This window comes from Bradyrhizobium sp. 25ACV (genome assembly GCF_054863005.1).
Window position 1 is genome coordinate 18640 of the sequence record NZ_JAVAYO010000016.1, and the last position, 14836, is coordinate 33475.

The 14836-nt window shown below is 57.7% G+C and carries 13 protein-coding genes; 8 read left to right on the plus strand and 5 right to left on the minus strand.

Annotated features, from left to right (window positions below):
* Positions 1-1174: 1174 nt before the first annotated feature.
* From RAD04_RS29995 to RAD04_RS30020, 6 genes are all read left to right on the plus strand, one after another.
* On the plus strand, positions 1175-2584 hold the full coding sequence (locus RAD04_RS29995; protein ID WP_461626684.1) for an alpha/beta fold hydrolase: 1410 nt from the start codon (positions 1175-1177) through the stop codon (positions 2582-2584).
* Positions 2585-2879: 295 nt separating this feature from the next.
* Complete coding sequence (locus RAD04_RS30000) at positions 2880-3314, plus strand: YybH family protein (protein WP_461626685.1); 435 nt, start codon at positions 2880-2882, stop codon at positions 3312-3314.
* A 156-nt stretch (positions 3315-3470) separates the two neighbouring features.
* Positions 3471-3746: a hypothetical protein gene (locus RAD04_RS30005; RefSeq protein ID WP_461626686.1), complete on the plus strand. Its 276-nt coding sequence runs from the start codon at positions 3471-3473 to the stop codon at positions 3744-3746.
* Between the two features lie 258 nt (positions 3747-4004).
* Positions 4005-4196 carry a hypothetical protein gene (locus tag RAD04_RS30010; RefSeq protein WP_461626687.1) on the plus strand — a complete coding sequence of 64 codons (192 nt, stop codon included), beginning with the start codon at positions 4005-4007 and terminating at the stop codon, positions 4194-4196.
* Positions 4197-4321: 125 nt separating this feature from the next.
* Positions 4322-5665: a Na+/H+ antiporter NhaA gene (gene nhaA, locus RAD04_RS30015; RefSeq protein ID WP_461626688.1), complete on the plus strand. Its 1344-nt coding sequence runs from the start codon at positions 4322-4324 to the stop codon at positions 5663-5665.
* A gap of 10 nt (positions 5666-5675) precedes the next feature.
* A complete protein-coding gene (locus tag RAD04_RS30020) occupies positions 5676-5909 on the plus strand; it encodes a hypothetical protein (RefSeq protein WP_461626689.1) in 234 nt (77 codons plus the stop codon).
* Between the two features lie 355 nt (positions 5910-6264).
* On the opposite strand, the gene RAD04_RS30025 is transcribed toward RAD04_RS30020, so the two are convergent.
* The 3 genes from RAD04_RS30025 to RAD04_RS30035 all read right to left on the minus strand — a co-directional run bounded on the left by RAD04_RS30025 (position 6265) and on the right by RAD04_RS30035 (position 10531).
* On the minus strand, positions 6265-7998 hold the full coding sequence (locus tag RAD04_RS30025) for an adenylate/guanylate cyclase domain-containing protein (protein ID WP_461626690.1): 1734 nt from the start codon (positions 7996-7998) through the stop codon (positions 6265-6267).
* 1577 nt (positions 7999-9575) lie between these two features.
* The gene (locus RAD04_RS30030; RefSeq protein ID WP_461626691.1) at positions 9576-9728 is read right to left on the minus strand and encodes a hypothetical protein; all 153 of its coding nucleotides are present in this window, start codon (positions 9726-9728) and stop codon (positions 9576-9578) included.
* Positions 9729-10339: 611 nt separating this feature from the next.
* A complete protein-coding gene (locus RAD04_RS30035) occupies positions 10340-10531 on the minus strand; it encodes a CsbD family protein (RefSeq protein WP_461626692.1) in 192 nt (63 codons plus the stop codon).
* Positions 10532-10781: 250 nt separating this feature from the next.
* Between RAD04_RS30035 and RAD04_RS30040 the strand changes: the two genes are divergently transcribed.
* Both RAD04_RS30040 and RAD04_RS30045 read left to right on the plus strand, forming a co-directional pair.
* Positions 10782-11114, plus strand: coding sequence for a hypothetical protein (locus RAD04_RS30040; RefSeq protein WP_461626693.1), 333 nt, complete (start codon positions 10782-10784; stop codon positions 11112-11114).
* Between the two features lie 352 nt (positions 11115-11466).
* A complete protein-coding gene (locus RAD04_RS30045) occupies positions 11467-12411 on the plus strand; it encodes a DUF5996 family protein (protein WP_461626694.1) in 945 nt (314 codons plus the stop codon).
* 444 nt (positions 12412-12855) lie between these two features.
* On the opposite strand, the gene RAD04_RS30050 is transcribed toward RAD04_RS30045, so the two are convergent.
* Complete coding sequence (locus RAD04_RS30050) at positions 12856-13467, minus strand: tetratricopeptide repeat protein (protein ID WP_461626695.1); 612 nt, start codon at positions 13465-13467, stop codon at positions 12856-12858.
* Positions 13455-14606, minus strand: coding sequence for an adenylate/guanylate cyclase domain-containing protein (locus RAD04_RS30055; RefSeq protein WP_461626696.1), 1152 nt, complete (start codon positions 14604-14606; stop codon positions 13455-13457). Before RAD04_RS30055 ends, RAD04_RS30050 begins: the two co-directional genes overlap by 13 nt.
* Between the last annotated feature and the right edge of the window lie 230 nt (positions 14607-14836).

Below are 14836 nucleotides of genomic sequence, written 5' to 3' on the forward strand. Positions count from 1 at the left end.
GGGGGAGCCACGGGTCCTTCCGGCTTTTAGATCGCTTCGCGGGTAATTCGCACCGCGCCACTGCGCTAGCCGAAGGTACTGGAAAGTTAGGTTGACAAGGTTGACACGGTTGACAAGTCGGGTTGACAAGGTTGGGGGTGACCAAAAAGTCTGCCGGGAATGCTCTGGAGACCGGTCTCCCTGGTTCACACGCAAAAAGTTCAGAATAAATACAAAAAGCCCACTTGGCTCATAGGGGGTGGGGGTGGTGAAATCCTCCGAGCCTTCCAGCGCACGGACCGGCCCCACTCTCATTCACGGATTTTTTTTCCCGGTTGCGCGTGTTTTTGGCGACCGCCTTCGATGGTCGTACCAAACTGCGTAGTGAGGCATCGGCAAAAGGCGATGTGCTTCCGTCATTTAGCAGGCGCAGGACTTGACATCTCGCGGGCAATCGCCAGAGGAGTGGCGTATTTTCGCTATTTATTTCCCGCGACCAGATCAGTGCTTACCTGCGGCATAGCCCGCAAAATGGCAGGCGAGGGGACTGAAATGGCTCTTCGCCGGCAGAGCGTATCTGACCACGGTTCTCTTCACGGACATTGTCGATTCCACCAATCGGGCTGCTCAGATTGGCTGGCGCGCTTGTTGGATACACACGATGACGTTTCCGGCCGCCTTATCAGCAAGCATCGGGGTACTCTGATCAAGAGCACGGGGACGGGGTTCTGGCCACGTTCGACGGCTTGGGACGAGCAGTCCGTTGTGCGCTCGCCCTCAGCGAGGAAACCAAGAGTATCGGCTTGCCCGTGCGAGCAGGTTTGCATTGCGGCGAAAGGAAGTCCGGCGCCGTGATATTGGGCATCGCGGTTCACGCCGCGGCCCGCGTCATGTCGCAGTCCGCGAGTAGCGAAGTGCTTGTCTCTCGGGTCAACCGACTTGGTCGAAGGGACGGATCCGAGCGCGGATCCTACGAACCGAAGGGGCTGCCTGGCAGTGTTTGCGGCCAGCAGATGACTTGACTGACCTCCAAAAACTCGAGTTAGCGGAGGTCGGCGGCGAACATTGCAGCGGTTCCATTTTGGACCATTGCAGACCCGCCTGAACTGCGCCTAGTCTGGGCAAGTTTTTGACGGGGGCGGCTGCCTCACCATTCGAACAATTGTTTGATCGCTGACGTAACTGAGGATTATCGGTGGTAGACGTTCAGGTCGAGCGCCGGCTAGCGGCAATTTTGGCGGCTGACGTCGCCGGCTATTCACGGCTGATGGGCGAAGATGAGGAAGGCACGCTTGCTGGATTGAAAGCGCATCGCCGAGAGCTGGTTGATCACAAACTCAAATCCCATCGAGGGCGCCTGATCAAGACAACCGGCGATGGCATGTTGGTGGAGTTTTCAAGCGCCGTCGAAGCTGTGAAATGCGCGGTCGAAGTTCAGCGTGGGATGGTCGACAGGAATGCAAGTGTGCGTCCGGACCGACGCATCGAGTTTCGGGTAGGGATCAACGTCGGTGATATTATTGAGGACGAGGGCGATATCTTCGGAGATGGTGTCAACGTAGCTGCGCGCCTTGAGAGCATTGCGGTGCGAGGCGGCATTTGCATCTCTCGCCAAGTCCTTGACCAGATCGATGGCAAGCTTAATTTCCCTTTGCGCGAGTTAGGCCGGCAGAATCTAAAGAACATCGCGCGGCCAATCGAAGTTTATGCCATTGACCTGAACGAGGAAGGATCGCCCGCAACGCGAGTTCTATCGGCAGCCAACCTGAAGCAGCAAATTCGCTATTGCAGAGCCACGGATGGTGTGCGGTTAGCCTATGCTAGAGTGGGAGCAGGACCTGGTCTGTTGAAATCGGCACATTGGCTCGGCCATCTCGAATATGACTGGGATTTTCCGCTCCAGCGCGATTTCCTGCTTGGACTTGCTTCGTCATTTACCCTCGTCAGGTACGATGCGCGTGGCAACGGTCTGTCTGACTGGGATGTCGGAGAGCTCTCCCTTGATGCTTGGGTCAAGGACATGGAGAGCGTAGCCGACGCGGCCGGTCTCGACAGGTTTCCGCTGCTTGGGTTTTCGCAGGGCTGCGCGGTTTCCATCGCATTTGCAGCGCGGCATCCCGAACGCGTCTCGCACCTAATTCTTTATGGTGGATTCGCCGTCGGCGCGAACAAGAATCCTAACTTCTCAGCGGCTGATCGAGAACGGTTTGCTGCAATGAAAACGCTGATGAAACTTGGGTGGGGCGCAGATGACCCGACTTTCCGGCAACTGTTCACCGCTTCGATGTTGCCGGATGCCACGAAGGAACAAGTAGACGCCTTCAATGAGCTTCAACGTCTAAGCGCCTCAGCCGAGTGCGCAGTGCGTTATATCGAAACGGTGTCCGACTTTGATGTTCGGCCTTTACTCAAGCACGTGAAGGCGCCAACGCTTGTTATGCATGTTCGCGATGAGCGCAGAGTGCCGGTGGCCTCCGGCCGCGACTTAGCTGCGGAAATTCCCGGAGCGAGGTTTGTAGCACTCCCTGGGAAAAACCATATGCTGCTACCACAGGATCCCGGCGCGCCAATATTTCAAGAAGAACTACGCAAATTCCTTCTTTAGTTTTCATGGGACTTGTATCGCTGCTCATCTAATTAGCTCGATCGGTCACTGGCCGACTTCTTCCATAACAACTCATATCCGAATGATGTCAGGTCCTGGCCAGAAAGCGGACGCTCCGTCGCCGCAAGCCACCCGTCCGCTTTTGACCCAACACGGACCTTTGAACCCCAGACTTTCAACGTATCGCGTACGGTAGCTTAACAGTGAGGTGAGAATCTCCGTCAAGCGACAGCGGTCAGTTGTCGCGCGGACTAGAGCGCTATCAATCGATAATAGCTAACGCAACGGAGGGAACATGGCATTCAGATCAGCGACTTTCATTCTTTGCCTGCTGCTTGCCATTCCGCCCCGCTCGATTGCGAGAGAGACGCTTGATGCTGCCGCCATGGACGAGATGCACAGGCATTTTTCAGAAGCGTACAATCGCGGTGATCTGGACACTATGGCCGCAACATTTGCAGAGAACGCTGTGCGGGTGACGCCTAGCGGCATCTTTCAGGGGCGGGACGCCATACGCCGGAGCTTCGGCGACGCCCTCAAGCTCGGACTGCATGACTATTCGGTTCAAAGAACCATCTCGCGTCCCGAAGGCCCCTTCGTCTTCAACGCTGGAACATGGCAAGCCAAGATAGGAGACCAGCCGTTTCACGGCTATTACTCATCGATACTTACCAGCGAAGGTGGACAGCCGAAGATTATCGAAGAAACGGTCGCAGTTGCTGCACCCTGATCGTCTCGCGGTGATCAGCAGAGAAGGCTGGAACTTTCCGCTTGTGGCCCAACTGCGAAGTTGCGCCGCATCTGCTAGAGGTCCGCTCACCGCTCCTCAATGGACATCGCGCGATAGCATGGAGCGGGCTCCGTTGCTTTTGGCACTCTCACGAGATTGACTGCCAAGTCAGTAAGGAACAGGCTTGTTTTTCGTATCACCCGCCACCTGCCTTCAATGTTAACGCGAGAAGAACATCTCAAACGGAGCAAGAAAGCCGCGCTCGCGCTTCTGAGCGCTGGCCGTATGCGCGAGGCGGTTTCTTCGATGATGACGGATATCGTCAAGTGCCCAAGCAGCGCATTGCCTCATGAAATCCATGCATTCGGTATCTGTGCTGCCGCGGCTGGCGACACAAAGGCGGTGCGAGAATACATCGAAGGCTTTATCTGATATCTCTCAGCTCTATGACCCGCATTTGGCCCTTAACCGAACAGGGTTGAGCGCATCCCGGTGTCGTTATCCACGGCAGGCCGGATGCGAGGCCGTGCCCGCTTCGATCGCCGCTCGCTTGCGAGCTATCTGCTGGCGAAAAATTGCTAACCCATGACGGTCTTATCCAGCGGTTTTGGTCCCAGGGCGCATGCGACGATTGGCTAGCTTGCGCTTGGTGGGCGACGCCTGTCTCCTGTCCAGAGGGAGGAAATCGCTATGAATTTGTGGAGCGGTTTTGCGTTCCTTGTGATCGCACTCATCCTTTCGTTTGTCGGCCGTCCGAACAGGGCGGGAGAGCATCCTTGGTTCTTACGCTTTGATACCGCTGTCGTACTCTTTCCTCCAATCGTTTTGGTGTTCTTCGCGGTCGGCTTTGCCGCCGTCCTGAATGCATGGCTCACCAAATAGAACGCAGCCCTTGTTTCGGGCTTGAATTGCCACCATCGACTTGTATAAGGACGCATGGGTGCTCGCTGAATTGGGCAGCGACAGGTAATGCGATGGTCGGGCCGCCACGCGGATGACCTGCGCCCATGAATCACAAGCCTACCTTTGGCGATTTGCCCACAGCCCAGCGGCTGGCGGAACAGGCGGCGAACACACTTCATCGATTTCTGCATGTCGAGGCGGTAAGCGGTTTAGCGCTTCTCGTTGCAGCGGCTGCGGCACTGTTCTGGGCAAATTCGACGGCAGCACATAGCTACCACGTCTTTTGGAATCTCCCGTTCGCAATTGGTCTTGGCGAGCACGTCTTTTCCCAGTCACTGCATTTCTGGGTGAATGACGTTTTGATGACTGTCTTTTTCCTTGTTGTAGGCATGGAGATTCGGCGGGAGGTTCATGAAGGCGCATTGAGCCGCCTCGACCAGGCCTCTCTGCCGCTAGTTGCTGCGGCCGGTGGCGTCCTCGTACCGGCGCTCATCTATTTGAGCCTCAACAATGATCCTGCTCGGGGGCACGGCTGGGCGGTGCCGACCGCGACGGACATCGCCTTTGCCGTGGGCGTCCTCGCCCTGCTTGGACGAAAAATCCCGGTCAATGTCCGAGTTTTCCTGCTCGCACTAGCGATTATAGACGATATCATTGCAGTCTTGATCATCGCCGTCTTCTACACCGAAAGTCTGCAGTGGGGCGGCTTTGTTATCGCAGCTTTTGGCATTCTTGGGGTCTTAGCATTCCAACGCGTCGGGATCGGTGCGGCACTGCCTTATTTGGTGCCGGGCTTGTTGATTTGGGGCGGTTTCTTCATCGCCGGGGTCCATCCAACACTTGCTGGAGTGGTGCTCGGGCTGATGACTCCGGCTCGCCCCTTAGCAATGCGGGAACCTCCGCTTGATGCGGCATCGCGAGCACTTGGACAGTTGAAGACTAGCGATGCGATGAAAGCAGGTGATCCGCATTCGTTGCAGCAAGCGTTGCGCGACCTTCGCGTCGCTCGCCGCGAGATTCTGCCGCCTGTGTCGCGCGTGCAAATGGCACTGCATACGTGGGTAGCTTACGGAGTAATGCCCATCTTTGCGTTGGCGAATGCAGGGGTCAGCATAACGGGTACGGATGATCTCCCTGCTGCCAGCCTGCTGGTGATGATGGGCACGGCACTTGCTCTGATAGCAGGGAAGCCGCTCGGCGTTGTCGGGGCAACTTGGATCGCCGTACGATCGGGGTTCTGCCGCCTTGCTCCCGGAGTTTCTTGGGGCGGCGTCCTTCTTGTCGGACTCCTGGCAGGCATCGGCTTCACCATGTCCATCTTCATCTCGATGCTGGCTTTCTCCAATGAAGATTTGTTGAGGGCGGCAAAATTGGGCGTCCTGTTGGGCTCGGTCATAGCCGCCACGCTTGGCCTTGGCTGGGGCGCCTTCTGCGTGCGACGTCAGTGAAGGCGATTCAATGTCCTTCAAAGCTCCGCACGTGTCCTTCGTATCATTTGCCGTTGAAGTTCTGCCCTCTGGAATCACTCAGGTAATGATTGTCGAAACTGCCTTGCATCTAAACCCCAAGCACCCCTCATACAACCAATCTGCCGACGAAACCCTTATTTCGGCTGCGCAGAAGTACGCTGGCGCCAATATTGAAGGTCCTGCCGCTATTCGGCTTGTTTCAACTCAAAGCGGTGAGATATGACTGCCAACCGCTGGCCCTGGTCCCGCTGAACTTCATCATCTCGCTCTGATCGCGAGCAGGTATCGATGAAAGACGACAAACTCCTCCTTTCGCTTTCAGTAGCAGTGGGCCTTCTTGCTTTTGGCTACTCGATATACCTTCTCTACTTCATTTTCGGTTGAACTGATCAGGGCTGCGGGCCAGCGCCTGATACGCGCACTTCCGCTTCTGGCCCGTAGCGGACCTTCACGGGGATGCCCGCTGAGGGCCGCTTGTGACCCGAAGCCGACGTTTGGCAATCCGACAAGAGACGTCGTGCGGGAACGTCGAACAGCTCGCTGCAAACAGAAGGGATGGCCCGCAGTTCAATGCAGCCTCACCCCCTCCATCCGGCCTTACCCAAACCGTCGACGAGATGCGCGTGGTCTTCTGGACGAAACCACGGAGCTCTGTTGCGGACATACATATCTAATGCCCCCGGTGCGCGCGAGACGGCCTTTTCCAGTTCTTCCTTCGCTTCCGCTATGCGCCCAAGCTGGCCCAGCGCCGCCGCGGACCAGCGGTAGATCATCGGAAAATTCGGATATGACCGGATCAGGCGTTTTGCGGCCTCGATCGAAGCTTCGTATTCGCCGCAGAAATATAAACCGCACGCAATGTGCAACAAGCGGACTGCCAGATAGGGATCTCGGGGATCGAGCCTGATACACACGTTGAGAGACGTGACCCCCTCCTTGTGCCGTCCGGCAAAGATCAGCGTCGCGCCTCGATGGCCGTGCGCGATCGCCAGATTTGGACTCATAGAGAGAGCTCGCTCGATCTCCGCCAACGCATCGTCAGCCTCGCCGCGTGCTTGCAAGGCCCAGCCAAGGCATGAACGGGCTTCGGCATCGGCACCATCGAGCGCGACCGCCCGGCGGGCCAGGGCCTCCGCCGAATGTTGCGCGTCTCGCAGGCCTATCTTCTGGTAGAGCGCGGCCGCTTGCAACTGGTACAGAGCGAGAGCGCTGTAGCTGCCGCTGAAGGTCGGGTCGAGATCGATCGCCTGTCTGAAGAATTTCTCGGCGCTCTCATCGTCCTCTGCGGTCGCTTTGCTCAGATGCCACAGGCCGCGCTGATAGGCGGCCCAGGCATCAAGGCTGCCCGGCGGCCTGCGCATGGCCCGTCGGAGCTCGGCGTCTGCAATGGCGGGGGCGAGCGCAGTCGTCAACGCCTCGGTGAGCTCATCCTGCACGGCGAAAATATCTGCGAGATCGCGGTCGTAGCGCTCGGCCCATACATGATTGCTGGTTGCCGCCTCTATGAGCTGCGCGGTCACGCGGATCCGGCTGGCGGCCTTGCGCACGCTTCCTTCAAGCACGTAGCGGACGCCGAGCTCGCGCCCGACCTGTCTCACATCAACCGCTCGCCCTTTGTAAGTGAACGACGAGTTCCGTGCGATGACGAACAATGAGGGATAACGCGATAACGCCGTGATCACATCTTCGGCGATACCGTCGGAGACGAATTCCTGCTCGGGGTCGCCGCTCATATTGGTCAGCGGCAGCACGGCGACAGATGGCTTGTCAGGCAATGCGAGCGCCGGAATCTCGCGTTTGGGCGTCGCAGTCCGTAGGCCCGGGTCGATGATGATGCGGTAAACGTGGACGGGCCGGGCGATGTTCTTCAGAGTTTGCTCACCCGCTTCCTCAACGTCGAACGGCACCTTGTCGCGCGCGTGATTGAAGACAGTCTGAGAGATACAGATGCCGCCGGGTTCGGCGATGCTCTCGAGCCGGGCCGCAATGTTGACGCCGTCTCCAAAGATGTCATGGGCTTCGACGATGATATCACCGATATTGAGCCCCACACGGAAGAGAATGCGCCTGTCTTCCGCGTCGTCGCAGGTAAGTTCGTTGATGCGGGACTGAAACTGCATGGCAGCCCGCACCGCTTCGACCGCACTTGGAAACTCAGCCAAAAACCCGTCGCCGGTGTTCTTCACGATGCGGCCGCCGTGCTGCGCAATTGCGGGCTCGACACCTCCGGCGACAAGTGCCGTCAGCTTGGCGTGTGTCGCCTCTTCGTCATTGTGCATGAGCCGAGAATAGCCGGCCACGTCGGCGGCCAAGATCGCTGATAATCTTCGCTCGACTCGGACCCGCTCTTGCACCATGGCCGCACCAGGCCCCACCAACCTACCATACTCTAAACGGATCAGAGCGCAGCGCCAAACGCGCCTTGACTTTTGAGGTATGCGCTAAGTTGAAACGTCAACTGTGCTGACCCGGGGGGCGCCTGAGCTGACCCGCGGTGCGCACCAAATAGAGATCGAGTCCGCCAATGTCGCCTTCTGGCCCCATAGCTGACGTCAGCTCTGAATTTTTGCAAGCCCGCTAAGCCGATCAAGCCAGACGTCGGCCTCTGGCCGGCTCTTCCATAACAACTGATATCCGAATCTCTCTAGATGCTGGCGAACAGCTCTCCGGTGTGTCGCCCCGCTTCGATGTCGGCTGTTAGCCCATCAGCGAAGTTGCGTATCGGCGGTCGGAAGTCAGCTCGTTGAGCCAGAGCGGACCAGATTTGTTCAACCTGAGTTCTTCGCAGTTTGACCCGTAGCAGACATGGCGGCCTACCACTGTGTCCTGTCGCCGCGAGCAGCCACAACCTGACCTGATTATGAGCGCCTTCTGATCTCATTCTCGATTTGACCGATCAATTGGAGGACTTCGGCTATATCCATACCATCGGCGGCTTCGACGATATCCCTGTAGCGCTCAACAATAGTCATTCATTTTCATTTTCGGAAAGAGGTCCGTCACGATCATTCATCGCTATCTCCCGCCTACATTGGCGGGAGCACTGCGGCTCTCAGTCACCGATAGATGCCAACGGACCGGGCGGTGATGCGAAGACGTTAGATCGTATGGTACGCAGTGGCTGCAATATAATTCACAGGAACAGCGTCGGCCGGCAGTAGCGTAAGCTCAGCCGGTTTTGACGCCCGGGCGCGCCGGATTTTGACCGGAAGCGGCACGTGCCAGTTTCTTCGGTGGCAATTTCTAGAACTAGCGTCGCTGCGCCCCCAGGACCCTCGGTTTCGTGGTGGTATTGTCCCTACATCAGCGGCCGAGGCTCTGCCCGGAGGCGTCGATGGCAGAGAGACATTGCTGTGCTCCCGCCTGCAAAACAGGGAGCGCGGCCATGCCGATTCACCGCCACATCCTTCATCCATTACAAATTGATGCTGCACACGTCGAAATGGCGCGCCACTCTATCGCGAAGCGATTGAGGTGCTGAGGCTGCCTCCGCTGGTCGCGAAACCTACAAACCCTATCCGGAAAGAAAACACGGAAAATAACATAAGCGATGGCAACGGAGTTTCGCGGCCGGCATTATTGCGGGATGAATGATCCGCTGCTCGCACGTGCCCAGCTTGCGATTGAAGATAGTAGAGCTCTTCAAAAGGATAAAACTCGCTTGCAGGCAGATCAACGGCATAGCCGCGACGTACTTCGCCTATCGGTGATGGAGAGCGCGATGTATCGGACGGAAAGCAAGGCATATCGGGAAGATCGGGACTAGATGGACCACTCGGCGAACGCAAAACGTTACCGCAACCAAGCCGAAGAATTTCGAGCTAAGAGTGATCTGATGAAAGGCCCGGAGACGCGAGCGCTCGGATGGTCCTGACCGCAGGGCCATGGTTCACGGCGACTCGTCTAGTTCGCGCAATCGTCGCATCTGCCTTTCGAGGTTCGGCGGCAACTCGGCTTCTTCTTTCAGCAATGCTCGCAGTCGCTCACCAATCTCGCGAACGATTGCAAAGCTTTGTGACCTGTCGATGTCGATGTTGCGCATGGCTTGGTTCCCGTGAGCCAGGTCAAAAAACAATCATTACTGACCCTGCCCATGCCTCATTCTCAAACGGAAGAGGCCGAGACCGTCGCCTTTGGCTATCCACGCGGGCGCTTGAAACAGCGTCCAGTGACGTTTGGCTATCCCGCGTCGTGCGCCATCTGATCGGTACGGCGAGCGACGGTCTCAAATGTTAATGCCGCGACTGAGATCTCGTTCCGCGACCCGGCTTTCGGAGCATGTATGCAGCTATATTCCGATACGACAATGTTTCTGCTGTTGTTACGTGCCGCCGCTCGCCGCGTGTTTATGCGCAGAAAGTGGAAGCCGATCCCGAGCGCCCCCGAATATACCTGACAAAACCGGCGTCGGCTACGCTTGCGCGCCGGACTACGTAGCCACTAGGCCGCTAATCTCGGCTGATGGCCCTTAGCTGACCAATCTCGGCATGTTGCGTGATGGCAAGTTCTGACCAAGAGCCGAAATAGGCCCGTTTCACTTATCTGGGTCGATTGCGGAGGCTAAGCCCCCGAGTTAGGAGTGGCCCAAAGCTTGTCGTTGGGACTGATAGAAAAGAAAAAGCCGCCAGAGGCGGCTAGTTCAGACCTTTTCTGCTACTTCTTGAGGGCGTCAGCGGCGTCCCGCGCGGCGTCCTTCACGTCGCCAGCAGCGTTATGGGCGGAGCCCTTGGCCTTGTCCATCTTGCCTTCGGCTTCCAGGTTCTTGTCTCCCGTAAGCTTGCCAGCACCCTCTTTGATCGCGCCCTTTGTCTTGTCGGCGGCGCCCTTCACATGTTCACGGTCCATGATCGTTATCCTTTCTTGTCCGGAAGATGAGCACAACGAAACCGTTGCGCCGTCGTTCCTGCGAGACGCGTACCGCTGTTGCACACTAAGACTTGGGTGTGGCAGCGGACGAAGAACACAGATTGCACTTTGTTCTACCTACGGCTGCGTAAGATGTGTCAACGCTGCAGTCACACAGTTTTTTGTCAGTGGCGGAAATCTTCGGGGATGCGCACGTTGATCCAGCGGCGGGGCTCGATGGAGAACAGCCATGCGATACCTATCTGCAGCATTGCTTGTCGCACTTCCAGTGATGTCGATACCTGCTGCCGCCCAGCAGCAAACCGGCGCGACGTCTCAATCCGGTGTTGCTCAAAACGTGCAAACTGAAGCTGATAAAGGTATTAAGACCCGTAATTCCGGCGAATCTGGCTATGTTGGCAACCAGGACCGGCCTGGCGCGGCTTCTCATGCACCGGGAGAGTCAACGAACACGACCGGGGCGACAACCGGTAGCAGTGCGCCCGGCAATCAATCAAACATCAACAGTTCGCAGGCCGACTACAACGCTTCCTTGAAGGACGGCTCCGCGCCGAAGAAATAGCTTTCGAGAACCTCCTTAGAAGATGCCCGCGATCTGCCAGCGGCACAAGGACTGAACCCGCGAGAAAGCTAGGCGGGTTTCTTTGTTCAGATGTCGGCTGTTGGCCCGAGGCTGACTAACGCGACACTCGTCCAAGCGTCGGCTCTTAAGTGCAGACCGGACGTGGCGTGCAAGGAACCGGACCGCCGATTTTGATCCAAACCGGCCATTTCGCGCGACGGACCGGTCAAAGATAGCCTTGGGAAATGGCCGGACCTCAGCGAACTTGGCGACGCGCCTCCCTCAAGGCTCATATGTGAAATAACGATACCAGTGCCTCGTCCGGGCGACCAAACACAAGGGAGGAAACGCCATGAGCGCGATATGGCCGGAAATCCCCTTCGAGACATGGCGCGAAACCTGTTCAGCGCTTCATTTATATTGCCAAGTTGTCGGAAAGTATCGGCTCGCAAGGACGCCGTGGATCAACCATTCATGGCACGCGACTTTCTACGTGAATGCTCGCGGGCTCACGACTTCACTGGTTCCAGACGCCTCAGGTATCGAGATCACCTTCGATCTCTCCCGCCATATGGTCATCGCAGAGGCCTCTAACGGGCGCAGGATTGAAATGGCGCTCGGGCCGATGTCCGTTGCCGACTTTCACACCAGGTTTTGTGAGCTGGTGGGACGTCTCGGCGGCACACCGGAATTCGACGGGCGGCCCAATGAAGTCCCTGATCCGATCCCTTTCCAGGACGACCATCAGATCCGCCCCTATGATGCAGACGCCGCGACGAGGTTCTTCAGGGCCCTGGTTGCAATCGACGGTGTTTTTCATCGGTTTCGGACGGGCTTCACCGGAAAGGTCAGTCCAGTCCATCTCTTTTGGGGTAGCTTCGATCTCGCGGCGACGCGCTTCTCCGGACGTCCTGCTCCGCTTCACCCGGGGGGCGTACCGGGTTTACCGGATGAAGTGACGCGCGAGGCCTACAGTGATGAAGTCTCATCCGCCGGCTTCTGGCCGGGCGGAGGCGGCACAGACTTTGCGGCTTTCTACTCCTATGCCTATCCCACGCCGAACGGCTTTGCCGACGCACAGATTTTGCCGACGGGCGCATATTTCGATCAGAAGCTCGAAGAATATCTCCTGGCCTACGACATTGTGAGGAAGTCGAGCGATCCGGAGGCGACGCTCATGTCGTTTCTGGAAAGCACCTATCGTGCGGCAGCGGATCTCGGAGGTTGGGATCGTGCCGCGCTCGAATGTCCGATTGGTCACCCCCTTCGGCCCCGCCCTTTGGACAGGAAGAGATGAAGTTCGACCAGCCTTCAGGCAGAGCACCTTAAGCGCGATGTCGAGCCACTATGCTGTGCCGGCGAAGCTGCTCGTCCCATCGACGGTAGGCGGCGCCCGACCCGGATCTGCCTTGGTGTTCGCTTTAAACGCGCCGCTTGCGATCCAATTAGTCGGATCCAAAACCGATCGCGAACAAAGGCGCGTGGGTAGAGCACTGACGGTTGGTCAGTGAAGCTGGATGGGGACCCGCTCAACTGAGCTTCGCCTACGACGTGGTGGGCCATCGCAAAAAAAACTCGGCAGAATGTCTGCTTCTGGCCCGTGGCTGACCTCGCCCAGAGCGCCGCGATGTCCGCTTCCGAAAGGTGAGCCGGCCGAGATAATGCTGCCCAACGAGGGCTGCCTTTGGCCCAAAGCGGACCTCATACTCTAGCTGACTTGGAAGTCGGTCGATCGCCGCTATTATCCTTCCGGTACTCCGGCAATGTGCATTCCTTTAATAAAGCGCTTGATGCCGGTGACGAACGCCGCCTCGCCGATCACTGGAGCGCTTTTGACGCGGCGGATGGTAAACCCTGGATCAAGCGCTAGTCCTGCTTTCGCTGCGACTTGCGCCTCGTCTAACCTCCCGAGAAGCGCGAGCGCTGCAGCGTATCCGAAATGCAGCAGCGGATAATTTCGATTGGCCTCGATTCCTCGAGCAAACCAGATGGCTGCCTCAGCATCGGCAGCGATCAGCAGCTTGGAAAAGCCGGCCGTATTCATCCACCGGAACGCGGAGGTATCGCGAGGAGAGAGCCGCAGGGCTTCATTGATGTGGGCCTCGGTATCTGCAGCGCAACCCATGTAATTCTTCGCAACGCCCAGCATCTCGTAAGCGTCAGCCAAGTTTGGATCCAGCGCCAAGGCTCGCTCGCACTCAGCTATACCTTGGGTTACGCGATTGGTGCAGATGAGGACAATGGCCAAAGTGAAATGAGCCCAGGCATGGTCAGGCGCAAGGCGCAGCGCCCTCAGCACTTTTGTCTCTGCTGCTGCCAGATGTTCGTCGGGACGGTCGGTTAGAAACAACACTCCAAGTGCGGCCTCGACCGTCGCCGTCTGCTCAAGGCATCGATATGATCAGGATCAATCGCCAGGGCTTGTTCGAAAAAACAACGAGCTTCGGCCAGATATTCGGGTGTCAATCCCTTGTTTAAGGAATAGCGGCCCTGGAAATAGAGATCGGCCGCATCGGGATTCAACCTTGTTGCCGCGCGACGCGACTCTGCGGCAACGAATTGGACGTCGAGAGTCCGGGCAAGTCTGGCCACGATCTCGTCTTGCATTTCCAGCAGGTCGGCGACGGGTTTGTCGAAACGCTCGGCCCACAAATAGCCGGCACTTTCCGCATCGGTCAGTTGCACATTGACCCGGAGGCGGCTTCCACCACGCTGGACCGACCCCTGGAGCACGTAGCGGATGTTGAGTTCGCGACCGACCTGTTTGAGATCGACTGACTTGCCCCTGTAAGTGAACGCGGTGTGCCGACCGATAACCAAGGAGCCGCTGATGCGCGAGAGGTCTGTGGTCAGACTCTCGGTGACGCCATCGACGAAGTAGTCTTGCGCGGGATCACCGCTGAGATTAGCGAAAGGCAGTACAACGATCGAAAGACGGGGTGGCAAAAGCGCAACCGGCTTTGCCCGCTCAGCCCGTCCGAACGCCTGTCTATCCCGGGCCGGGGCGAAGGCCCGGACAGGCCGGGCGATATTTTTGAGGGTGAGCTCGCCAAGATCGACGAACTCAATGCCGACCTTACCTCTGACTTGATCGTGGACAGCGGAGGATATGCAGATGCTGCCTGAATCGGCGATGCCCTCGAGCCGAGCCGCGATGTTAACGCCGTCGCCAAAGATATCGTGTGGCTCGACGATCACGTCGCCAATGTTGACGCCTGCGCGAAAGGCAATACGTCTGTGTTCCTCCTCGTTTTTTGTAAGTTCGTTGATGCGCGTTTGGAACTGCACAGCGGCTCGAACCGCCTCAACTGAGCTTGTAAACTCCGCCAAGAACCCATCGCCGGTGTTCTTCACGACACGTCCGCCGTGTTCGGCAATCGCTGGTAAGACAACATGCGCTAGGAGGGTCGTTACCTTGGCGTGCGTAGCCTCTTCGTCATTGTGCATGAGCCGCGAATAGCCAGCGACGTCAGCAACCAATATCGCTGCCAACCTGCGCTCCATCGGGGCGGGGCGATCTTGTACCATAGCACTGGGCCTCGGGGACGCGACTATACGACAGAGCGGCCAAAATGCCTACTCGGACGATGTCGGCTTGTGGCCCGTAGCTGAACCACGCTGTTCCTGTTGTGATGTCGGCTATCGCTAGTAGAGCTGACGCGTGCCGCGCTCGCTTCGACCGCCGCTTGTGACCCATAGCCGACCTTCCGGTGCGATCAGCA